Below are 22,738 nucleotides of genomic sequence, written 5' to 3' on the forward strand. Positions count from 1 at the left end.
GGTGGACGTCAGGACGCCGGGACGGGCAGGCGCACGGATGCGCGCTCCACCAGAGGGCATTCGACAATGTGTTGGAGCGGGGCAAGATCGCGGTTCGCAGCCAGTTTGGCCAGCAGCCCGACCCCCGTAGCGCCCATTTGCCGGAACGGCAGCGCAACGGTCGTCAGGCTGGGCCGCAGATAGGTGGCGATAACTTCCTGGTTGTCGAAGCCAACCACGGAAATATCGTCCCCAATACGAAGTCCACGTTCTTTGATGGCGTCGTAAGCGCCCATGGCCATACGGTCGGTGGCGCAGAAGATCGCAGTCGGGGGCCTGGTGCCATCAAGGAGGGAGGACGCCGCGCGGTAACCCTGGTCGGCCTCACCGTCCTCGTTGATGATCAACTTCTCATCCAGCCCTATACCTGACTGTTCGAGGGCGCGGATGTAGCCGGCCCGGCGGCCGATAGCAGCTGGTATGACGGGATCAAGGTTGATGAGCCCTATCCGGTCGTGTCCGGCCCCGATGAGCCTCATGGTGGCAGCGTAGCCGCCCTGAGCCTCGTCAGGAATGACGGAATGGAGGTTGGCTGCCTCGTCAAAGCAGTGAACGAGGACAGTGGGCACTTCGTCTGCGACAGCAGGCAACCGCACACCCCTATGCCAGCTCGTTGCGTAGATCAGACCCTCGACACGGTGCTCGAGCATCGTATCGATTGCCTTCCGGTCGGCGTCACTGCTGCCGTCGGTGCTGGCGATCAGAAGTGTTTTGCCCTCCCGCGCGGCCTGTTCCTGCGCGCCTCGGACAATATCGGCAGCATAAGGCGCGATAACGATTTCGGTGATAAGCCCGTAGAGCTTGGTTTGCTTGGCTGCCAACGCTCGTGCTCCCGCATTCGGGCGGTAGCCCAATTCGGTCACGGCACGGTGGACGCGGTCACGGGTTTCTTGTGGAATTCCGTTTCCCGTTCCGCCACTCAGGACAAACGAAACAGTCGTCCGCGAGACCCCAACATGGTTCGCGACATCCTGCATCGTCACTTTGGCCTGCCGTGAGTTCGTCATCATTGACCGTCCGATGTCTAGTAGTAGGCCTGAACCTGGATGAACATCCAGTTTGCTACTGAAGCGCGTTACTAACGCGCGTTACCGGATGTGATATAGAACATAGCCCGCATCGGATGGGGGTGTCAAGGAGCGTGCGACCAACCATCGTAATTTGGGCAGCTGCCGGGGCGCTGCACGCCGCCAGACCAGCCTCACCTCGGCCAGTGCACTCAACGACATGGAACCGAACCGCGACGATCAGTGCCTGGGGGGTCCGAAAACAGGCTGTTGGAGGATTGCTAGCTATCGATACCCACTGTCACGCGGTATCCATGCTCCTGCATGCCCATCATCGCCAGGCTGCACTTCTTTGACAGATTTTTCCTTGACAGATGCAAAACGTTTTAGGTAGTGTGATGGACACAACATACAAAACGTTTTGTAAAGGACTGTCGATGGCGACGAAGGTAGGAATCCGCGAAGTGGCGAAGGCTGCCGGCGTTTCAATAACTACGGTTTCCCATTCACTCAACGACGCCACCAGCGATCGCGTGAACCGCAAGACGCAAGAACACGTACGGGCGGTGGCCAAGGATCTTGGCTACGCCCCCAATCGCTTGGCGAGCGGACTGCGGAACCAGCGTTCGCAGATCATCGGCCTCGTCAGTGATCAAATCACCACCACGCCCTTTGCCGGGGCCATGATCCGCGGCGCCCAGGAGACGGCCTATCAGCGGGGCTACCTGCTGATGGTGCTCAATTCGGGGCTTGACAACGATCTTGAGAAACATGAAATCCAAACCCTGCAGCAACACCAGGTGGACGGGATCATTTACGCCCGGATGTACCACCAGGGCGTCACGGTTCCCGAGGAACTTTACGGAGTCCCCACCGTCCTGCTGGACGCGGCCTCCGCTGACACTTCGATCTCCTCGGTGGTCCCGGATGAAATCGCCGCCGCAGAAACTGCGGTGGAAATCCTGGTTGCTGCCGGGCATACGAGGATCGGGATGATTAACAATATTGACGACATCCCGGCCACGCACGGACGGCTGGAGGGCTACCGAAACGCCCTTATTCGCAACGGTCTGCCGGAGGATCCCCGGCTCGTCGCCGCCGCGGTCTCAGACACTGTCGGCGGCAGGCAGGCAACGGCACAACTGCTGTCTTTACCTGATCGGCCCACTGCCATGTTCTGCTTCAACGACCGCATGGCCATGGGCGCCTACCAGTCAGCTTCTGCCGCAGGCCTCCGCATCCCGGAAGACCTCTCCGTGGTGGGAATGGACAACCTCGAACTCATCGCAGATGCGCTGTGGCCAGGGCTGACCACCGTTGCCCTTCCGCACTACGAGATGGGGTGCTGGGCCGTTACCCGGCTCCTGGACGACATCGAAAAGCCGGGCGCGCCGCCGGGGCAGAAAAAACTCATCTGCCCCGTCATCGAACGGGGCTCGGTGGCACCGCCACCCTGACGCAGAACACCAACCTACGCAAAACACCACGTCACAACCCCGGATTCCGAAAGATAAGGGACGCAGCCGTTACAGCGGCTGCGCCCCCAAGGACCCGGGCCAATCATCCACACCCAAAATCAGCAGAAAGATTGAGAATCATGAACAAACGATTCACACAGATCCTGGCCACCAGCATAGCTGCGGCGGCCCTCGTCGGCAGCCTGGGCGCCTGCAGCAAGGGCAGTTCCTCGTCCACAACCGAAGGCCCCAAAGAGATCACCATGTGGACGCACGCCGCCGGAAACCCGGCGGAACTGGCGGCGACCCAGTCGATCGTGGACTCCTATAACAAGAGCAGCGGTGCGAAGGCGCAGATCAAGGTGCAGGCTTTCCCGCAGGAGTCCTACAACGATTCCGTCGTTGGGGCCGCGTCAGCCGGGAAACTTCCCTGCATCGTGGATATTGACGGGCCCAACGTTCCCAACTGGGCGTGGGCCAAGTACCTGGCCCCACTCAAGCTCTCCGCGGACCTTTCCAAGAACCTTCCCAGCACGGTGGCCAAGTGGCAGGGCGAGACCTATGCGGTTGGATACGGCGACGTCGCTTTGTCCATGTTTGCCCGCAAATCTGATCTCGCTGCGGCGGGCGTCCGCGTCGCCACCATTGAGAAGCCATGGACAAAGGACGAGTTCCAGGACGCGCTGACCAAGCTCAAGGCTCTGGGCAAGTGGGATTACCCGCTGGACATGGGTACTGCCGGAACGGGTGAGTGGCTGCCCTATGCGTACTCGCCGTTCCTGCAGTCCTTCGGCGGGGACCTGATCAACCGCAAGGATTACCAGTCGGCTGACGGAGCCCTGAATGGTGACAAGGCTGTCGAATGGGCCAAGTGGTTCCGCGGTCTGGCGGACCAGGGCTTCATGGCGACGAAGAGCGGGAAAGATTCTACCCAGGACTTCCTGAACAACAAGAGCGGCCTTCTCTACACCGGTTCCTGGGCAGGGGACAAGGCCCGGGCCGCCCTGGGAGATGAGCTGGTGGTCATGCCCACGGTGGACCTGGGCAACGGTCCCAAGATCGGCGGAGCTTCCTGGCAGTGGGGCGTCACCAGCGGCTGCAACAATACGGATGCCGCGATGGACTACCTGTCCTATTCCCTGAAGCCGGAAAACGTGGCTGCCGTCATCAAGGCAACGGGAGGCATCCCCGCCACCGATGAAGCCGCGGCCCTGATTCCCGCGTTTGCCGAGGGCGGTGCCAACCGGATCTTCATGGAGTTCTCCCGCGAGTACGCGGTGTTGCGGCCTGAAACCCCGGCTTACCCGTTCATCGCCACCGAATACGGCAAGGCTGTCCAGGACATCCTGGCCGGCGCTGACCCCAAGCCGGCCCTGGATAAGGCGGTCAAGGCGATTGACGCCAACATCAAGTCCAACGGCGGCTACAAGAACTAGCCGGCGGCAGCCGAACGGAACGGCGACGGCGGTGCTCAACCGCCGCCGTCGTCGGACCTCTCGGCCCCGACTGTCAACGGAGAATCCCATGACAACCACCCATCTTCCCCCTACTCCTGGCCGCCGCGTGGCGGCCCCGGCCCCGGCCGCACCGCCCAGCAAACCCCATCGCAGGCCGCGCTACCTGCGCGAGCAGTTCAGCGGGTGGGCAATGATCGCCCCGGCTGCGGTCCTCCTGCTCGCCTTCGTGTTCCTCCCGGCGATCCTGGGCTTCGGCCTGGCATTCACCAACGCCCGCCTTGTGTCGCCGCGGCCTGTTGAGTTTGTCGGTACGGACAATTTCGTCCGGCTCTTCACGGATCCCACGTTCTGGCGGGCACTGCTGAACGTCAGCTACTTCGCGGTTGTGGTGGTGCCCGTCCAGTCCGGCCTTGCCCTGGCGATGGCGCTGCTGATCAACAAGAAGTTCCGCGGGGTGAACTTCTTCCGCACCCTGTACTTCCTTCCCGTGGTGACGTCCATGGTGGTGGTGTCCCTGCTGTGGCTGTTCATGTACCGCAAGGACGGGCTAATCAATGAGTTCCTGTCCGCGGCCAGCTTCGGCCTGATCGACGGCCCGGACTGGCTCAACGATCCCGCCACATCCATGCCGGCCATCATCATCCTGTCGATCTGGCAGGCCGCCGGCTTCCACATGATCATCTGGCTCGCCGGCCTGCAAAGCATCTCCGGGGAACTGTACGAGGCGGCCCAGCTGGACGGGGCCAGCCGCTGGCACCAGTTCCGCTACGTGACCTGGCCGGGCCTCAAGCACACCCGCACCCTGATCCTGGTGACCATCACCATCCAGGCGCTCGGGCTCTTCGACCAGGTCAGCGTCATGACCCAGGGCGGGCCGCTCGATTCCACCACCACCATCATTTTCGAGGCGGTGCGCTCCGGCTTCAAGCAGCAGGAAACATCCTACGCCTCGGCCATCTCGCTCGTATTCTTCGTCCTGGTGCTGCTGATCTCCGCAGTGCAGCGCTACCTGACCCGAGAGAAGGACTGACATGAAAGAGACACTCAAGTCCAAGAGTCTCAGCAGTGCAGGGACCATGGCGGTACGGATCCTGTTTGCCGTCGTCGCCGCCTTCCCCCTCGTGTTCATGGTGGTGTCCTCGCTGAAGCCGGACCAGCAGATCTTCGGGGACATGTCCTCGGTGGCAGCGTTCCTGCCGATCGGCAATATCTCGTTCGACAACTACGGTGCCGTGTTTGACCGTGTGCCGGCCGCCCGCTTCCTGATCAACTCCATCGGGATCTCTGCTGTGACGGTGGTGTTGGGGATCTTCATCAACAGCCTCTGCGCCTTCGCCTTGTCCCGGATGGAGGTTCGCGGCAAGCGCATAGTGTTCACCGCGATTCTGGCCACGCTGATCGTGCCCTTCCAGACGCTGGCGCTGCCGCTGGTGTGGTGGGTGAACCAGTTGCCGTACTTTGAGCTCAACGGGTTCAGTCTCGAGATCTCGAAGGGCTGGCTGGACACCTACCAGGTTCAGATCATCCCCTTCATCGCTAATGCGTTCTCCATCTACCTGTACCACCAGTACTTTGAGTCGATCCCGAAGGAGCTGGATGAGGCCGCGAGGATTGACGGCGCCGGCTGGTTCAAGATCTACCGCCTGGTGGTGATGCCCCTGGCAGGCCCAGCGACAGCCACGGTGGCGATCCTGACGTTCCTGCCCGCCTGGAACTCCTACCTGTGGCCGCTCATGGTGGTCCAGTCCGAGGAGCTCCGACCGGTCATGATCGGCATCCAGTACTTCTTCCAGCTCAACGTCTCCTGGGGCGAAGTCATGGCTTATGCCTCCCTCATCACCGTCCCGGTGGTGGTGCTGTTCATCGCATTCCAGCGCTCCTTCATCAACAGCATCGCCTCCAGCGGCGTCAAGGGCTGACCCGGCTTGCCCCTAATGCGAAAGACAAATACTCCCATGAACACAACCGCCGACCTCGACTGCCGGTACCGGCCCAAGTGGCACTACTCCGCGCAGCGCAACTGGCTCAACGACCCCAACGGGCTGGTCTACTCCAACGGCGTCTATCACCTCTTCTACCAGCACAACCCGGACGGCGACACGTGGGGGAACATGTCCTGGGGCCACGCCACCTCGGCGGACCTGCACCACTGGGCCGAGCATCCTGTTGCCATCCCGTGCGACGAGCAGGAGAGCATTTATTCCGGCTCGGCTGTTGTGGATGTCCATAACACGAGCGGTTTCGGCACCCCCGACAACCCGCCCCTCGTGGCGATCTATACGAGCGCCTACACCTCCGGCTCGCCCCTGGCCGGCCTCCAGGCCCAGTCCCTCGCCTACAGCACGGACGACGGCACTACGTGGATGAAGTACAGCGGGAATCCCGTGCTTGACAGGACCTCTGCTGACTTCCGGGATCCGAAAGTCTTTTGGTACGACGGCGACGCCGGCAGTTACTGGGTCATGGTCGCCGTCGAAGCAGCCCGACGCGAAGTCGTGCTCTACAGCTCACCGGACCTGCTGTCCTGGGAATACCTCAGCACCTTCGGCCCGGCGAACGCCACCGGAGGTGTGTGGGAGTGTCCGGACCTGTTTGAACTGCCGGTGGACGGTGACGCCTCCAACACCCGGTGGGTGTTGGTGGTGAACCTTAGCCCGGGCGGCATCGCCGGCGGCTCCGGCGGCCAGTACTTCATCGGAACGTTCGACGGCGTGACGTTCCATTCTGAAACCACCGTCACGGAAAGCGTTCAGGCTGATGACACCCGGATGGCCGACTACAGCTGGCTCGACTGGGGCCGGGACTACTACGCCGCCGTATCCTTCAACAACATCCCGGACGGACGCCGGCTCATGATCGGCTGGATGAACAACTGGCAGTACGCCGCTGCAACACCCTCCGACGGCTGGCGCAGCGCGATGTCCCTTGCCCGGGAAGTGAAGCTGGTTTCCCGCAGCGGACGTCCCGTGCTGGTACAGGAGGCAATTGACCCTTTCGAAGGCCATGGGACGGAGAATTTGACCCTGGGCCGGCAACGGCTGAACCCCGGCCTGACATGGCTTCCCGACGACGTATCCGGGGAAATACTGAGGATCGACGCCGAGTTCGAGCCCGGGCCTGCCGGAAGGGTCGGCATCGTGCTCCGGGGCGACCCGCAGCGGAAGGCTGGATCGGATGTCTCTTCCGCAGGCGCGGAGCGCACAGTCCTGGCCTATGACTCCGCGACGGGGGAACTCAGCCTGGACCGCACCGAATCCGGCAACGTCGGATTCCACAAGACATTTCCGTCAGTAGAGCGGGTTGCGGTGCCGTTGGAAGATGGCCGGATACGGCTTCGGATGTTTCTGGACCGCTGTTCAGTCGAGGTCTTCGCCCAGGACGGCACGGCGACCATCACCGATCAAATCTTTCCGGCGGACACCAGTACCGCCCTCGCCCTCCTTGCAGAAGGCGAAGGGGCCACCCTGGTGAGCTTCACCGTCGTGCACTAACGGCAGCACCAGCTAAGCCCGCTCGACGCTGTGGATTGGGCGCATTCCGAAGCCACCCGACCATCGCAGCCGTCTCCGCGACAGTCGCCCGATCCCATGGAGTGTCCAGCATCCACAGAACACGGAACCACGTCAGGCAGGCATAGCAGTACGAGCGGATCATGCGTGGGCTGTGATCTGCAGAGGCAAGATACTTCATCCAAGAGCCCACCTCATCGACCACTTGCCCGCCGGGATCAAGAAGCACATATGGCTCTTCTGTGCCTGGACCAGTATCGACCCAACCTGACCAGCTCCAGCGTCCCGTCGGACAGACCTTGCTGGACCCCGCTTCTAAACTCTTGCTCGGACATTCGGCACCGCCTTCGGCATCGGAATTAGTGATCGTCCTGCATCCCTATGCCTACTCCCACGAGTTCAACCAACGAGGGCGCCGCGCGGCAGAAAGTGCAGATAACTCACCAGATCCTCTTGCTCTCATATAGCTGGGCCGCGCACTGGATGTTCCCTGTCAAGGGGACGGTGTATCCGGCTCTACACGCCGGATACACCGTTATTTCCACAGTCCCGCCTTGACTACTGGGTTGCGTCCGCACACCACAGCGAGGTCCGTGGCTCCTACAGTAATCGGTGGCGCGACTTCCCTACGCGTCAGGGTTGGATGAGGCCAGTGGCTCATAGCAACTTCGCTTAATCTGTAGGGCGAGAATCAGGAACATCACCAATGTCTATCTCCACGATTTCCCCGGTGCGGGAAGATGGGTCCATGAGCAATTCTGGCCCCCGCGCCGGCGGCCCGACCCCTCGCAGGTCCTTCACCCCGGCACAAAAACTGGCCCATCTGGACGCCTACCAGCGGGCCTGCGACGACGGCACCGGCGGCGGGGCATACCTGCGCGCTGAGGGCCTGTATTCCTCCCAAATCACCGAGTGGCGCAAGCTCCGCGACGCCGGCATCCTGGAGGGCAAAAAGCCCGGGGATAAGATCGGCAAACCCACTGCTGAACAGTCAGAAATCGGGCGTCTACGCCGGCAGCTGGAGGTGAGCGAACGCAAGCTGGCACGGACTGAAGCTGCGTTATCGATCATGGAAAAAGCACGACTGCTTTTGGAGGATATCTCCGAAAGCGCGGAGCAGCAGCCCTGGTACAAGAAACCCTGATGGGCGCCTACACCGCCCTCACCGGCGCGGACATCCCAACCAGGGAGGCGGCCGTGATTGCCGGGGTCCCCAGGGCCACAGCGACCCGCAAACGCCGAACCCCGGCGGAAGACCCGCTGCCTGCCCCGGCACCGGCAAATAGGCTCTCAGTGGCAGAGCGCGCCCACATCCTGGCGACCGTGAACTCAACGGATTTCATCGACCTGCCACCGGTGCAGATCTATGCCCGGCTCCTGGATGAAGGCACCTATTTATGCTCAATCTCCACGTTCTACCGCGTCCTGGAGGAGAACCGGCAGGTCAAGGAACGCCGCCGACAGGCACGCCACCCGGCCCGGGCCGTCCCGGAGCTGGTCGCGACCGGCCCCGGGCAAGTTTTTACCTGTTATGCCGACGTTGTGATTATGCCGATGTTGGTCTGCGATCCCAGGTTCCAGGCGGTGGACGGGGTGAAAAGGTCGGCATAATCACGCTGTGGTGATCGGCTTGTCTTCTCAACTATTGGGCAGACAAGGAGCACACGATGACAGCGACAACACGAGCGGACCGGGTCCAGATCCACGGTCCGCTGCAGAAACACGCCGAGGGATTCAAGGCCGAACTATTGCGGCTGGGATTCACCCCGGCATCGATTGTGAATCAGTTCCATCTGCTGGCACATCTGAGCCGGTGGCTCGAGGCGGGAAGCATGCGCCTTGGCGATCTGACGGTGGTGCAGGTCGATGCATTCCTCGCCGAACGCAAAGCGACACATACCGCGTTGTTCACCCGCAAGGCGCTGCGCCCGTTGCTGGGCTGGCTGGCTGAGTCAGGGATGATCACCGCGGAGGCAGCGTCTCCACCCCGGCCGCCGGAGGATCCGGCGGTGCTGGTCCGGTTCGAGCGCTACCTTCTGACGGAGCGTCGTATCGGGGCGCGCACCACGTCAGCTTATGTGGTGCGGGTCCGGCGGTTCCTGAAGACACATTGTCCGTCCGAGGGGTTCGCCGGGTTGAGCGGTGCCGACGTCACGCGCGCGTTGCTGGAGGAGGGAGTGGGGCGGGCACCTGCGTCGGTGAAAAAGTTCGGCTATGCGCTGCGGGCCTTTCTGCGGTTCTGTTTCATCACCGGCGAGCTCGACCGTGATCTGACCGGAGCGACGCTGGTGATTCGGGAACCGTTGCCCTCCCTTCTTCCGCTGGGCGCCAGCGCGGAACAGATCGACACCCTCCTGCAGGGCTGTGACCGGACCACAGCTGCGGGGCGGCGCGAATATGCGGTAATCCTCCTGCTAGCCCGGCTCGGCCTCCGCGCCGGGGAAGTGGCCGGAATGCAGCTGGAAGACATTCACTGGCGCCACGGCGAGGTCCTCATCCGCGGCAAGGGCGCCAAACTCGAGTGCCTTCCGCTGCCAGCCGAGGTCGGCGCCGCGGTGGTGGACTATCTGATGCATGCCCGTCCGGCCGATGCGGACTTGCGGGAAGTGTTCTGCACCATCCGTGCTCCGCGACGACGGCTAAGCTCTCCGGGGGTTTGGGCGATCGTGACCCGTGCCTGCACCCGCGCGGATTTGGAGACATTCGGGCCCCACCAGCTGCGCCACAGTTTGGCCGAGGCGATGGTTGCCGCCGAAGTGCCGTTGGCCGCGATCGGGCAAGTACTCCGCCACGAGGATCCCGCGACGACGGCGAACTACGCCCGGGTGGACGTGATCCGGTTACGAGAGCTGGCCCGGCCCTGGCCGGCCGGGGGTGAACTGTCATGACCTGGAACGAGAAAGTCACCGATTATCTGCGCCTGCGCCGCCAGCTCGGCGCCCGCCTTACCTGGCCTGAACACCTGCTGCACCAGTTCGCCACACACCTCACGGCCGCGGGCATCGAGGTTATCACCGTCACCGAGGCAATCACTTGGTGCAGTCTCCCGCCGGCCGGGGTGACGGCCGCGCCGAGGACCCGGGCGTCGAGTCGGATGACCGCCGTCCGTGGGTTCGCCGACTACATGCACGCCCTGAACCCGATCCACGAGGTTCCGCCCCGCGGGATCTTCGCCGGCCCCGTGCATCGTCAGGGTCCCTACATATATTGTTCCGCTGAAATCACGGCGGTGATCCGCGCAGCCGCCACCCTGGAGGGCAGGAGTCGGGCGCAGACTTACCCGGTGTTGTTCGCGCTGCTGGCGGCCACAGGACTACGGGTCGGGGAGGCCCTCGCACTGGACAGGGACAGCGCCGATTTGGATGCCGGAGTGCTGCTGATCAGTCGGGGAAAGGGGCGCGACCCACGGCTGGTTCCGCTCCACCCGACCGCCACTGCCGCACTCGAACGCTATGCTCACTGGCGCGATGACCAGCACCACGGTCGCAGGCCAGCGTTCTTCACCGACGCAGACGGCGAACGGTTGAAATACGCAACTGTTCGCGATAACTGGGTGCACGCTTCTACTGCCGCAGGACTACGCACTGCGGCGCGGCAGCCACGGATGCACGACCTGCGGCATACGTTCGCGGTGAACACGCTGCTGGGCTGGTATCGCGACGGGGCCGATGTTGCCGCGAAGATGCCCGCCCTGTCGATCTATCTGGGCCATTCCGATCCGGCGAATACCTACTGGTATCTGAGCGCCGTTCCCGAACTGCTCGCTCACGCTGCCGCCCGCCTTGATGCCGCGAACACCCGGGAACAGGCAGAATCATGAGCAGTCTCGCCCCGCTGCTGCAAGCGTTCTTCACCGACCGGCTGGTCACCCAGCGCCAGGCCAGCGGCAACACAATCGCGGCCTACCGCGATACGTTCACGTTGCTTCTCGGCTACGTCTGCGATCTGAAAGACAAGACGCCCTCACTGGTGGAAATCAGCGATCTTGATGCCGACACCATCACCGGGTTCCTCCACTATCTGGAGGAAGTTCGGGGCAACAGCCTCCGCACCCGCAACGCCCGCCTAGCCGCGATTCACTCCTTGTTCGGTTACGCCGCATTGCGCCACCACGAGCATGCCGAAGTGATCCAACGCGTCCTGGCGATCCCGACCGCGAGAATGCACCGCAACATCGTCACCTGGCTTGACCCCAGCGAAGCCGATGCACTGCTGCGCGCCTGCGACCAAGACACCCGCACCGGCCGCCGCGACCATGCAATGTTCACCCTGGCGATCCAGACCGGACTGCGCATCAGCGAGATCATCGGGCTCACCATCGCAGACGTCCACACCGGTGTCGGCGCGCACGTCCACTGCCTCGGCAAGGGCCGCAAAGAACGCCGCACACCGCTGCTGCCAGCCACCGTCACCGTCATGAATGAATGGATCGTCGAACACAGTGGCCCCGCCGATGCCGCGCTGTTCACCACCAGCACTGGCCGACGTCTCAGCCGTGACGCGATCGAGCACCGCATCCACCACACCATCACCACGGCTGCAACGTCCTGCCCCTCGCTGGTCGGAAAACACGTGACCATGCATACGCTGCGCCACACCGCCGCGATGCGGCTGCTGCACGCCGGCGTCGATACCACCGTCATCGCTCTCTGGCTCGGCCACGAACAGATCTTCACGACAAACATCTACCTCCACGCCGACATGACCGTGAAGGAGGAAGCGATCGCGAAAGTCACCCCACCCGGCATCGCGGCTACGGTGCGCTACCAGCCCCCCGACACCGTCCTGGCCTTCCTCGCGATGCTGTGATTATGCCGACCTTTTCACCCCGTCCACCGCCTGGAACCTGGGATCGCAGACCAACATCGGCATAATCACAACGTCGGCATAACACGTCTTATGCCGACGTCGGCATAAGAGCTGGGATATTACCAAGCTCGCCGGCCCGGTCAAGGGCAAATACTACGATTGCTACGTCATGATCGACATCTATTCGCGCTACATTGTGGGCGCCTACGTCCATGCCCACGAGTCCGGGGAACTGGCGGTGGAAATGATGAAGGAAATCTTCGGTATCCACGGCATCCCGCAGATCGTCCACGCCGACCGTGGCACCTCCATGACGTCCAAAACAGTCGCCGCGCTGCTCTCGGACCTGGAGGTCACCCGGTCCCATTCCCGGCCCCGGGTCAGCAACGATAATCCGTACAGTGAGGCCTGGTTCAAATCGCTGAAGTTCGCCCCCATATTCCCCGAACGCTTCGGGTCCCTGCCTGACGCGAGGGCCTTCATAAGCTCCTTCGTCGACGGGTATAACCACACCCATTGCCACACCGGCATCGGCCTCAATACACCGGCAGACGTGCACTACGGACTGGCCGCGGGCAAAGCCCTTGAACGGGCCAAAACCCTTGCCGCCGCACGGGCAAAAACACCCGAACGATTCACCACCAACAACGACCCCAAGATCATGGCCATCCCCAACACCGCCTGGATCAACAAACCAGCCGAGAAGACCGACACAAAAGCAGCAGCCTAACTCCCACTGGCCTCATTCACCTTGACAAATTCCGCTTGGGGGCCTATGCGGGAGCAGGAGTCGGCGCGGTTGAGGGGCACCCTGGCTGGATTGACTGTCTTCGGGGCCTTCGAGGGAGGGACGTTGGGCGCTATCCGAGGTGCCTTCTCAGGACTCGGGATCACGGGGCCGAGGGGCGACGGCGGGGGACCAGTGGAGCGAGCGGGGTTGGACGGTGACCAGAGAGAACGGACACTGTCCAGTCGTACACAAAAGACGACCAAGGGGCGGCCCTCCAGGGAGGGGTCAAGGCGCGTTCTGCGCTGGCGTAGAAGCAGTTCACATCGACAAGGGCGATGCTGACCCGGCCGGTCCGGGCCCTAGACATGGTGCAGGCGGCGGGTGGCGACGCCCCAGACGACCAGGTCCGACAGGGCAGGGACCCTGATATCCGGGTAGCGGGGGTTGTCCGCCTGAAGCACGCCGCCTGAAGCAGTGAGGCGCAGCCGCTTGACTGGAGCTCGCCGTCGAGGACAGCGACGACGACGCAGCCGTCGCGGGGCTCGAGGGCCCGGTTGACGATCAGCTCGTCGCTGTCGCTGATCCCGGCGCCCTCCATGGAATCGCCGGACACCCTGACGACGTAGGTGCTGGTGATGTCCTTGATCATTCTCTGTAGATGTAACTGTTAGCCCGGAATGGCGGTTAAGTCGCAGCTTGAAATGGTGATTTTGCCGTTCCGTATGGGGAACCCTGAACGGGACAGTGCAGACGCACGTGGGATCCGGTGGTGCATCACATCTGAGAGGTGCCGTATTCTGCCGGTGCTGCTGGCTAGGCTCCCGTGCTTGTCAGTACCGCGCCCCAGAGAACCAGGAGCAAACCAAGCAAAGCTATGGCGAGGGAGATTCTGCGCCTCGTGTCAAAAGGTTCCCCCCTTCCGCGCGGCTTCCTCGCCCCATACGCGGCAGCGCTGACTCCGACGACAACACGTATGATCACCAGTATCAGGTTCATGGTTTGTAGCATTCCACAGACGTCGACGGCTTCTGTCCGAAATACTCGTCCTGTACGCCCCGATGCGGGTCACCGACTCGGACCCGTTCTACGTGCACATCGCCTGAAAGGACAAGGCTTGTGATCCAATCAGGGGCCTCCAACATCAACGCATGGAGCCACCTTGTCGACCTGGTCGTGGAACCGCCTCAACCTAAAGATCCCATCGAGGCGCTCAAAGCGGCACAAAGCGGCAAGACACCACCAACGCTCAGAGTGCCTTTGGTCTTCACCGGAATCTACGGCGGACCCATCCACCTGACGATCGAGGTCCTTGATCGCGAGCCGGAAACGGTCACCCCCGGATGGGAGGACTGAGCTGCTGCGGTGATTTCGGACAGCGGAATTAGTGGATTCTTCTACGCTGCCAAGGCTGGCTGTTGATAACCATAGTGGACTTCGTTGGGCCGCCGGTAACCCAGCGCGGAGTGACGGCGCCGGCTGTTGTAAAACCCCTCGATGTAGCGAATGACGTCGCTCCGGGCTTGTGATTTGGTCGCGTAAACGGTCCGGTAGACACGCTCGTTTTTCAGGGCGGAGAAGAACGATTCGGCCATGCTGTTATCCCAGCACACGCCGGTGCGTCCCATCGAGGAGCGCATACCGAGGCCGGCCACCAGGGCCCTGAAATCCGTCGAGGTATAGACGCTGCCCCGGTCGGAGTGCCAGATCGCGGACGGCTCGATCCGGGTTGTCGCGGCGGCGTTCCTAAGCGCATCGGTCACGAGCTCGGTGCGCATGTGATCGGCGATGGACCAGCCGACGACTTTCTTTGAGTAGCAGTCGATGACGGTGGCGAGATAGACGAACCCTTGCCAGGTGTGGATGTAGGTGATGTCGCCGACGAACTTCACTCCGGGGCGGTCGGCGGTGAAGTCCCGGTTGACGAGGTCGGGCATGCCCGCGGCTGCCTCAGCGTCAGCCTCGGTGGTGATGCGGAACGGGCGTGGCTGACAGGCCACCAGGCCCTGGTGGCGCATGATCTGCCGCACCAGCTCGGGCGAGCACTCGGTCTGTTCCGCGGCGAGATCGGCGTGGATCCGCCGGTACCCGTAGGTGCCCTCGGACTCCTCGAAGAAGTGCTGGATCCGTGCCGTCAGGGCCTGCCGGCGCCCCGAGGTGGCAGATTGCGGACGGGTGGCCCAGTGATAGAAACCGGAGGTTGAGACGGCCAGCCAGCGGCACATTTTCACCACCGAGTTTAGATTGGCGGGCTCAGCTTTTTGGGAATCGATGAATTCATACTTGCTCACTACCGCTGCTCCCGCGCGAAGTAAGCGCTGGCTTTTTTCAGGAAGGCAGTCTCCGCCCGCAGCTCTTGAACTTCACGCTCGAGCTCCTTCAGCCGGGCCCGTTCCGAGACCGTCAGATCCACCTCTGTCCCGCCGTTGGCCTCGCGGTACTTGACCAGCCAGTTGCGGAGCGTCTCGGGGCCGACACCGTACGCCGTGGCCACGTCCTTGATCGGCTTGGACGTGGTGATCACCTCGCGGCACAGCTCGTCCTTGAACTCCTGGGTAAATCGCTTACGTGATGCGGTCATGCTGATCTCTACTTTCGGTAGACCCCCATTTTAAGAGGGCCCACTGTCCGAGATCTCCGCGGCAGCCCAGACGTTGCGGACGTGTCCCTGGTCATCCCGGAAGGCAAGGTGTACTTCAACCAGCCCACTGGCGCGGACACGCACGAGGTCGGGTTCATGTCAGCGGCGGAGGCGGGCAGTTATCGGGCCCGGCTTCACGCCGTAGGCAGGGACCTGGATTACGACATCGTCGTGGAAGAGTCAAAGGAAAGGCACCTGGTGCAGTTCTGGAAGGCCCCGCCCGCGAACACGATCGTACTGGCAAACGCTTCGTCTGTGGGGAAATCTCTGCCGCGGTTTGTCGCTATGTGGCAAAGCAACCTCTGACCGGTCCAGGGACACGCAAAAAGGACCCGCAGAGAATTCCCGGGGTCCTTTTGTGCGCCGGGAGAGGCTGCTAGCGACACACGCTGAACTCCGCCTATCCGGCCCTCAACTTTTCTTGAGTTCCTCGGCGAGCATCGCGATGATGCCGCTGGGACCTCGGTCTCGCCAAGCAGGATGCTCGAACAAAGCGTAACGAAGGATCTTTTGACCTGTCTCAGTAGCAGGTCCGTTAGAGGAACCCTCTACGGCCACGATTTTGCTGGCATAACCGTTGTCATGGCCCACAACCCCGCCAAGATGAACCCCACAACCACCAGTACTATGATCCAGCCGAAGGTCCGCCAAGAGTTGTTGTCGGTGCCGTCCGTCACGTTGCCCCAATTCAGATACTTCTCTGACGCTGCTTGGTGCCTAAGCGTAGAACGTCCTGGCGATTCTCGAAGATTATTGTTGTGCAGCCACCACGCGTCCCGTTAGAGGGGCCAGCAGGAAACGGCATTTACTGCCGGCCGGTGGGGAACCTTTAGCGGACACCGCGCGGAGATTGCAGATAACTTTTGTCGAGGGTGGCGGTCGGGTATGCCTTACGACGTTCCGTATTGGGTGTGGATTACCCGCCGAGTGGGGCAATACCCCCGAATTCCACTTTGACCGGGCACCCAGCTGCCTGCGAGTACTTCCGCTCCAGGCCGGCGACGTCCGATGCGGCCCTGACTGATTCATCCAGCGTGAGGGTCAGGTGCGACCCATCAGGCGATACCGAAGTGATGTTCACAGCAGGGTCTGAGGCCAACAGCTCGCTGGCGAAATCGCTAAGTTGCTCAGGGGAACAGTCGGCGGGCTGGACTGAAATGTCGACGCTCGGAAACCGGGCCAGTAGGTCCCGCAGCTTCGCGCCCACCGGGCCGTGCCAATGAACGATAATTCGGTTCCCGTTGATCACTTCGACTGAGGCGAATTCAGCATCCCCTGCCAGCTCCCGACTCGGCGTGCTGGCAGCATGAGCGATCGCTCCGTCAGCCGGCGCAGCTTCAGGACTGACCAGTGAGCCAGTGGGCGGTTGGCTTGGCGCCGACTCATGCGTGGGCGGCTGGGGAGTTTCGCCGCCCCGACCCGCAGGCCCCGTTCCGGCGCAAGACGTAGCGAAAAGAGGAAGACTGAGCACGACGACCGTTAGGCGCCTGATCAACTTTGAACTTTCACTTGGCGTGGCCACACCTCATGCTGTTGATCGGTGCGGAAAAGGGCTACCCCGCCGCCGCGGCTGGAGCCATTTGGGGATCCTTTACCGGACCCTTTACCGGACGTTGTAAAAATGACGATCGGAAAGATCCATTATTCGACCGCTTCAAGGTGGGCCATTCATCAGCAGACTGTTTTCAGGGAGCTGTATCTGACACTGAGGTTTCTACGGCAGTCCAGGAGATGGGAGTACCCGCTGGCATCACGCCGTAATCCTTCGTGAGGACTTCGCGTTCCCCGATCAGCTGGCCCGTCTTGGGATCGATGATTATCTCTTGGCGCATAAGAGTGCCTTCTGTCCGCCCGATGGCTACGCCTGTTCGACCGTCGAGGTTCGCTTGCCCTTCCATAATTGTCACCCCGGGAATCATGGCCGCGGCTTTGTACAGTGCGGCGCGCAGATCCGCAGGGACGAGTCCCGTTCGCAGGAGATCAGCGATGAAGACCAACGCTTCTCCGTCCACTGATTGCCCTGCACCCAGGGTTCGTATGTAGATGTGGTTCAGGAGCCGATAAGGGTCTCGGGGGAAGGCAGACATATCCGTGGTGAGCGTGCCGCCTTGCTGGCCATAGAACTCTCCCTTTGGCGCCCGCAGCGTCTCCGGATGGGCTTGAATGCCCTGCTCCTGGACGTAATTTCGTGCCTTGTCGTCGAAGAACGTTGTAGGCACGCGCCCCGAACGCAGCCACACCCACTCCGAAGTCCGGTCAGCCGGGATATACATATCCATCTTTTCTGTATCCAGCCACTGGTATTTGGAACCGTCCTCGGGCCAGTCTTCCGTCGACCAAACGTTGGTGCTTCTGATCCTCAGATACTGGCCTGGATTCACGACGGGATCGGTGCTGGTAATTGCCGTTTCCGCCGCCGTATTGAGAACGTCAGCGGCTTCAGCGGTGGCACCTCCTCGCCAGCCGGCCAGCCCTACGATGTCGCCGGCAACAAGCCCAGCGAGAACGGCTGCTGCAGCTACCGAAGTAACCCACTTCCGCCTCCGCCGTTGCCGCTTAACGGACAGCGAGACGACGGTCGATGAGTGCGCCGGGCTGCCAGTCGCGAAGTATTCGTCTGAAGAGTTTGTCTCTGTGGTCCGGGGGGCTCTGAGGGAACGCTCCCTGCTCATGGCCAGTTCCTGCTCCGTGATGTGTACGGCTGGATCCGAAGCAGCCAGATGGTGCCGTATCCGCTCGTCTAAGGTTTTCTGGTTCATTGTTCTGCCCCCTCTGTTTGTAATAGGTGGGCCAGTGCTTTACGGGCTCGGTGCAGGCGCATCCGGATAGCCGTGGCGCTGGTGTTCAGTAAGTCGGATATCTCCCTGGAGCTGAAGCCGTCCCAGTACTTCAGGAGCAGAACTTCACGGTCTTCCGGGCTCAATCGATGCAGGGCTTCTCGAAGGGGATACTCCTGCGAACAGGCTTCTGCGTCGCCGTGTTGCTCAGGCGGCCGTAGTTCGCCTATGAGCTTCGCGGCGCGGATTGACGACCGGTCATGGTTGCGGAGAACGTTACGAGCAACGCCGAAAAGAACCATCACGGACAAGGATTCGCTGTCAGTCGATTTCTCCCAAGCAATCCGAAATACCTCTGCGCACAGGTCTTCGGCAGTAGCCGCATTCTCAGCTCGTCGGCGGAGATAGCGGTAGATCCGGTCGTGGGCGGCCGCATGCGCAATCAAGAAACGCTTTTCCCGTTCCAAATCCGCTCTATCCTCCCGGACTGTTTGAAAGCTCATACCCGTTAATGTCCGGCAACGTCGAAAGTGTAACGAGCATCTTTGAATAATTCTTGCCAAGCCGTCACCGACTGGTCGCTCCTTCGGCGCCGCAGCTCTCATGCCGCTGTCCGTTAGTCGGTCGTTCAGCGGCGCAAGCGCCACCCAAAATTTCCACACTATGATCGCCGTGCTTCCGGGGTTGGCCGATTCCCGTATGACCGGCCCACGAAAATGCCCGGTGACGGGGGGCTAGTCCGAAAATGAGGTGACGTTGCTGTGGTCGGGGCGTGTGGGGGCCGGGGGCGAGGACGGCCGGATGGGTGATGAAAATTGGGTGTCAGGCTGCAGTGGTGAGGGTGACGGTGTAGCCGAGGGCTTCGAGTTGGCGGACGTGGTTGCGTTTGGTGGTGTCGGGGTTGGTGCGGCGGCTGAAGTGATCGGCGCCGAGGTCACGGAACCGGGCCTCCGGATCCTGCAGCAGGTGCCAGACGATGACAAGAATGGAACGTCCGACGGCGACAATGGCTCGGGTCTTGCCCCTCCTTCGGGCGAGCCTTCGATAGCGTTCGCCCAGGAAGGTATCCGTCCTGCCGGCCACGACCGCGGCCTCGCCCAGGACCCGGGCGAGATAGCGGTTGCCGTGCCCGGTGGAACCGTTGCCCTTGCTCTTCCCGGCCGAGATGCTGATGCCCGGGGAGAACTTTGCCCAGGAACACAGGTGCCCCGCGGTCGGGAACCGCGACATGTCGACCCCGATTTCGGACAGAATGATGGCGGCGGCAACGGGGGCGACGCCCGGGATCTCATCCAGGCGTTCTGCCGCCCCCGCGAAAGGGGCCAGTTCCGCCTCGATCTGTTCATCAACCGCGGCGATGTCGGCGTCAATACCGTCGATCCTGGCCAGCAGGAACGCGTGGTGGTCATCAAAAAGGCCGGTGAACGCCTCTTCAAGTTCGGTGATCTTCGTCCGCATCCTCGAACGCGCCAGCTGCGCGAGGACGCTCGGGTCCCGTTCGCCGGCGATGAGCGCCGCCATCACCTTCCGGCCGGACACCCCGAAAATGTCCGAGGCGACAACGGAGAGTTTGATGCACGCGTCCTCGAGGAGTTTCTCTACCCTGTTCTTCTCCGCCGTTCGTATCCTAAACGGTACATTCAACCCCGGTGCAAAGGACATCGTTAACGAAGGCGGAACCAGCCCAAGCTTTCCAAAACACAGGAGGCACACCTGGTCTCCGTTCACTGGGTGGGGACGCATGCGACGGTGGAACTTGCCTAGCCCCTTAGCGTGAATTTCCGTACCGTTCCTCCTCAGACCCCAAGTCGTCTGCGCGATGACACGGGTGGTCCCGGGGCGGGCCATTTGAGGAACCCCATAGGGAAATATTGAGAATTGTTCTCGGGTGAAGGCGACGTCCGGTGCCTGCCTCGTGCGCATCTTGTCGCTGCAGTAAAAAAGACAGATGTCTTAGACGTAAAACGCATACTCCAAGCGGGAAGGCACGCCCAGAGCTAATGGGAACACATGTTCGATACTTCCAGTGTAGCCCGGCCTCTGACATTGGGTGGACGTTGCCCAATTGCGCCGTAGGCGGTGGACCGCATTCCGCACCCAGCGAGCCCTTGACCCGCAGCAACTTTCCGGCGCTTAATGCAGGAAAGTTGCGTCAGAGAGGGGCCGCGGCATGGGACTCATCCACATCGACCTGTTCACCACGCTCGACGGCGTCGCGCAGGCACCCGGCGGGCCGGACGAGGACCCTGACGACGTTTTCGCGTTTGGCGGCTGGCAGGCGCCTCTTTTGGACGAGGTGGTCGGCGAGCAGGTCGACTCCGGGATGGCGGGGATGGATGCACTACTGCTTGGGCGGCGGACGTACGATATTTTCGCCGCGTACTGGCCGCACGCGGACGGGGGCATCGCGCGGCTGTTCAACCGCCTCCCCAAATACGTGGCCTCGCGCCAGACGCCCGTCCTCGAGTGGGCCGGCTCCACACTGCTCGGCCCTGATGTCGTCGCCGCCATGCGCGAACTGCGCGACCGGCACGCGAACATCCACGTCATCGGCAGTCTCAACTTCGTGCAGACCCTGTTCGCCGAGCGGCTCTTCGATCGGCTCACGCTCTGGGTGTATCCGATCCTCCTCGGCAGTGGAAAGAAGGTCTTTGCCGACGGGGTGGTTCCGACGAACCTCAGACTCATCGAGCCGGTCGTCGCCTCACCGAAGGGTGCGGTGCTGCAGCGCTACGCCCTCGCCGAGGGCACGCCTGGCGTCGGCGATATGTCGGCCGGCAACCAGGAAGGCTAGGGCATGTCCGGGCCGGTGGTACCGATGGCCGTACCGGGCCACGCACGACCACCCGGGCCACGCACGACCACCTGGGGCACTCCGCGGGCACCGATACGCCCGCCGAGTGATGTCCGGTGAGCCGGCGTCAGCTTTTCAGTGGACTACCCGATAGCGCACGTGGGTGACGAGTGTCATGTCTCAGTACCTCGTGGACAGTTGATGTCTCAGTACCTCGTGGACGTTTCCTGTCTCAGCACTTCGTGGACGTTTGGTTGGCCATGAAGCCTCGGGGCTTGTTGTTCCCGACGTAGTTTGTGCCTATGGGCGGGGCGCGGGTGGGTGATGATTTCCGTTCCGCGCCCGTCGAAGAACATGATCGTGGCCTCGTCGTAGAGGACATGGACGGTCGCGCCGACGTGGTCTTTACCCATGCCGAAATGCATGCCGATGACGGCAACGGAACCGTTTTTCCCGACCCGTCGCTGGACGCTGCGCCTGGTGGCGGGCACGGTGATTTCAGGGTTGGGCGGCTCGGGTGGCGTGGCTTTGGCCGTTGCATACCAGGCCTCCTGCGGGGTGGTGCCTGGTGGCAGTGATTGATGCTCACGTTCGGTGTTGTAGTACCGGTCAAACTCGTCGACATAGGCCTGGAGTTCTGCCATCGTGTGTGCCGGCGGTTGTTGATTCAGATACCTGTGCAGCGTCTGGTGGAAGCGTTCGTTCTTGCCCTGGGTGGTGGGTTTGTAGGGTTTGCCGGTGATCGGCTCCACTCCGTGGGACTTCAGATATTCCACCAACGCGCCGGTCCTTCCGCGTCTGGTCGGGTTCAGCGCGGCACCGTTGTCCGAAAGAAACTTCTGCGGGACGCCGTGGCGGGCGATGGCTGCCGATACGACGCGGATGGCGGCTTCGCTGGTCTCGCCGGTGGCTACCAACGATGCCAGTGCCAGTCGCGAATGATCGTCAATGAGTTGGAAGATCGCGACTTTCGTGTTGCCGGCCAACAGCCACTCGGTCGAGTCGATCTGCCAGCACCCGTTCGGCTCGGGATATACAAACCGCTGATAGGCGCTCCGGGGCTTCTTCCTCGGCTCCGGGACGACGACCCCGGCCCGGGTGAAGATCCGGGCCAGGGTCGCCCGTGACGGTGGTTCCAGACCTTGCCGACGCAGTTTTGCGGCAACGCTCAGTGGTCCGTAGTCGTGGCCCATCCTCTTCAAGGTTTCCCGCGTGTCCAGGACCAACTCGACCATCCGCGGGGTGACTTGGGCCGGGCTGGTCCGGGGTTTCGTGGAGCGCATCTCCATGGCCTTCATCGGGCCCTGAGCGGACGCAGCGGCCTTGATCTTGTAGAACCAGGCCCGGGAGACTTTGTGCTTGCGGCAGAACGCCGTCACTGAACCCCGAGGGGCATCCTCAGGCCACGACGCTACGAGATGACGGACCTTCATATCCAGATTGCGTTCGCTCATGAGATGAGCAAAACGCCATCGAGTGTCCACGATGTCCTGAGACACACTGTCCACGATGACTTGAGAC

The 22,738-nt window shown here is 62.2% G+C and carries 19 protein-coding genes and 2 pseudogenes; 14 read left to right on the top strand and 7 right to left on the bottom strand.

The annotated features are described in order from the left end of the window. Positions 1–8: 8 nt before the first annotated feature. Entirely contained in the window at positions 9–1,049 is a 1,041-nt protein-coding gene (locus ASPU41_RS15060; protein WP_197515675.1) for a LacI family DNA-binding transcriptional regulator, read from the bottom strand. Positions 1,050–1,483: 434 nt separating this feature from the next. Here ASPU41_RS15060 and ASPU41_RS15065 point away from each other — a divergent pair, with 434 nt between their 5' ends. The 11 genes and pseudogenes from ASPU41_RS15065 to ASPU41_RS15115 all read left to right on the top strand — a co-directional run. Further along, positions 1,484–2,503: a LacI family DNA-binding transcriptional regulator gene (locus tag ASPU41_RS15065; protein ID WP_069951599.1), complete on the top strand. Its 1,020-nt coding sequence runs from the start codon at positions 1,484–1,486 to the stop codon at positions 2,501–2,503. A 140-nt stretch (positions 2,504–2,643) separates the two neighbouring features. Then, a complete protein-coding gene (locus ASPU41_RS15070) occupies positions 2,644–3,939 on the top strand; it encodes a sugar ABC transporter substrate-binding protein (RefSeq protein ID WP_069951600.1) in 1,296 nt (431 codons plus the stop codon). Between the two features lie 88 nt (positions 3,940–4,027). After that, complete coding sequence (locus ASPU41_RS15075) at positions 4,028–4,990, top strand: carbohydrate ABC transporter permease (protein WP_069951601.1); 963 nt, start codon at positions 4,028–4,030, stop codon at positions 4,988–4,990. 1 nt (position 4,991) lies between these two features. Continuing rightward, complete coding sequence (locus ASPU41_RS15080; RefSeq protein WP_069951602.1) at positions 4,992–5,879, top strand: carbohydrate ABC transporter permease; 888 nt, start codon at positions 4,992–4,994, stop codon at positions 5,877–5,879. A 36-nt stretch (positions 5,880–5,915) separates the two neighbouring features. Beyond that, on the top strand, positions 5,916–7,451 hold the full coding sequence (locus ASPU41_RS15085) for a glycoside hydrolase family 32 protein (RefSeq protein ID WP_069951603.1): 1,536 nt from the start codon (positions 5,916–5,918) through the stop codon (positions 7,449–7,451). Positions 7,452–8,217: 766 nt separating this feature from the next. Further along, positions 8,218–8,613 carry a transposase gene (locus ASPU41_RS15090; protein ID WP_069952730.1) on the top strand — a complete coding sequence of 132 codons (396 nt, stop codon included), beginning with the start codon at positions 8,218–8,220 and terminating at the stop codon, positions 8,611–8,613. Then, entirely contained in the window at positions 8,613–9,080 is a 468-nt protein-coding gene (locus ASPU41_RS15095; RefSeq protein ID WP_069951604.1) for a helix-turn-helix domain-containing protein, read from the top strand. The genes ASPU41_RS15090 and ASPU41_RS15095 overlap by 1 nt, the downstream gene beginning before the upstream one ends. A gap of 56 nt (positions 9,081–9,136) precedes the next feature. Continuing rightward, positions 9,137–10,357 (top strand): tyrosine-type recombinase/integrase, encoded by a 1,221-nt coding sequence (locus tag ASPU41_RS15100; protein WP_069950602.1) that lies wholly within the window; start codon positions 9,137–9,139, stop codon positions 10,355–10,357. Next, positions 10,354–11,289 carry a tyrosine-type recombinase/integrase gene (locus ASPU41_RS15105; RefSeq protein ID WP_069950601.1) on the top strand — a complete coding sequence of 312 codons (936 nt, stop codon included), beginning with the start codon at positions 10,354–10,356 and terminating at the stop codon, positions 11,287–11,289. The genes ASPU41_RS15100 and ASPU41_RS15105 overlap by 4 nt, the downstream gene beginning before the upstream one ends. Next, positions 11,286–12,278 (top strand): tyrosine-type recombinase/integrase, encoded by a 993-nt coding sequence (locus ASPU41_RS15110; RefSeq protein WP_069950600.1) that lies wholly within the window; start codon positions 11,286–11,288, stop codon positions 12,276–12,278. The genes ASPU41_RS15105 and ASPU41_RS15110 overlap by 4 nt, the downstream gene beginning before the upstream one ends. Positions 12,279–12,387: 109 nt before the next feature. After that, positions 12,388–13,008 (top strand): annotated as a pseudogene (locus ASPU41_RS15115) (transposase); the annotation flags it as partial. Positions 13,009–13,367: 359 nt separating this feature from the next. On the opposite strand, the pseudogene ASPU41_RS15120 reads toward ASPU41_RS15115, so the two are convergent. Continuing rightward, positions 13,368–13,657, bottom strand: a pseudogene (locus ASPU41_RS15120) (LexA family protein); the annotation flags it as partial. A gap of 467 nt (positions 13,658–14,124) precedes the next feature. Here ASPU41_RS15120 and ASPU41_RS22725 point away from each other — a divergent pair. After that, entirely contained in the window at positions 14,125–14,361 is a 237-nt protein-coding gene (locus ASPU41_RS22725) for a hypothetical protein (protein WP_157357017.1), read from the top strand. Positions 14,362–14,402: 41 nt separating this feature from the next. On the opposite strand, the gene ASPU41_RS15125 is transcribed toward ASPU41_RS22725, so the two are convergent. Then, a protein-coding gene (locus ASPU41_RS15125) for an IS3 family transposase (protein ID WP_157357018.1) occupies positions 14,403–15,586 on the bottom strand; the annotation gives its coding sequence in 2 pieces (ribosomal slippage) (positions 14,403–15,325 and positions 15,325–15,586; 1,185 coding nt in all). Positions 15,587–15,667: 81 nt separating this feature from the next. On the opposite strand from ASPU41_RS15125, the gene ASPU41_RS15135 reads away from it, so the two are divergent. Further along, the gene (locus ASPU41_RS15135) at positions 15,668–15,952 is read left to right on the top strand and encodes a hypothetical protein (protein WP_069951605.1); all 285 of its coding nucleotides are present in this window, start codon (positions 15,668–15,670) and stop codon (positions 15,950–15,952) included. 1,379 nt (positions 15,953–17,331) lie between these two features. Here ASPU41_RS15135 and ASPU41_RS15145 read toward each other — a convergent pair. The 3 genes from ASPU41_RS15145 to ASPU41_RS15155 all read right to left on the bottom strand — a co-directional run bounded on the left by ASPU41_RS15145 (position 17,332) and on the right by ASPU41_RS15155 (position 20,067). Further along, entirely contained in the window at positions 17,332–18,405 is a 1,074-nt protein-coding gene (locus tag ASPU41_RS15145) for a CU044_5270 family protein (protein WP_157357019.1), read from the bottom strand. Beyond that, a complete protein-coding gene (locus tag ASPU41_RS15150; protein WP_197515676.1) occupies positions 18,402–18,890 on the bottom strand; it encodes an RNA polymerase sigma factor in 489 nt (162 codons plus the stop codon). The genes ASPU41_RS15145 and ASPU41_RS15150 overlap by 4 nt, the downstream gene beginning before the upstream one ends. A 355-nt stretch (positions 18,891–19,245) precedes the next feature. Further along, a complete protein-coding gene (locus tag ASPU41_RS15155; protein WP_231941094.1) occupies positions 19,246–20,067 on the bottom strand; it encodes a transposase in 822 nt (273 codons plus the stop codon). Between the two features lie 526 nt (positions 20,068–20,593). Here ASPU41_RS15155 and ASPU41_RS15160 point away from each other — a divergent pair. Further along, complete coding sequence (locus ASPU41_RS15160) at positions 20,594–21,217, top strand: dihydrofolate reductase family protein (RefSeq protein WP_069951609.1); 624 nt, start codon at positions 20,594–20,596, stop codon at positions 21,215–21,217. A 206-nt stretch (positions 21,218–21,423) separates the two neighbouring features. On the opposite strand, the gene ASPU41_RS15165 is transcribed toward ASPU41_RS15160, so the two are convergent. Next, on the bottom strand, positions 21,424–22,671 hold the full coding sequence (locus ASPU41_RS15165; protein ID WP_197515677.1) for a DDE-type integrase/transposase/recombinase: 1,248 nt from the start codon (positions 22,669–22,671) through the stop codon (positions 21,424–21,426). Positions 22,672–22,738 lie beyond the last annotated feature (67 nt).

It is taken from the genome of Arthrobacter sp. U41 (assembly GCF_001750145.1).
In the GTDB taxonomy this organism is placed as follows: domain Bacteria; phylum Actinomycetota; class Actinomycetes; order Actinomycetales; family Micrococcaceae; genus Arthrobacter.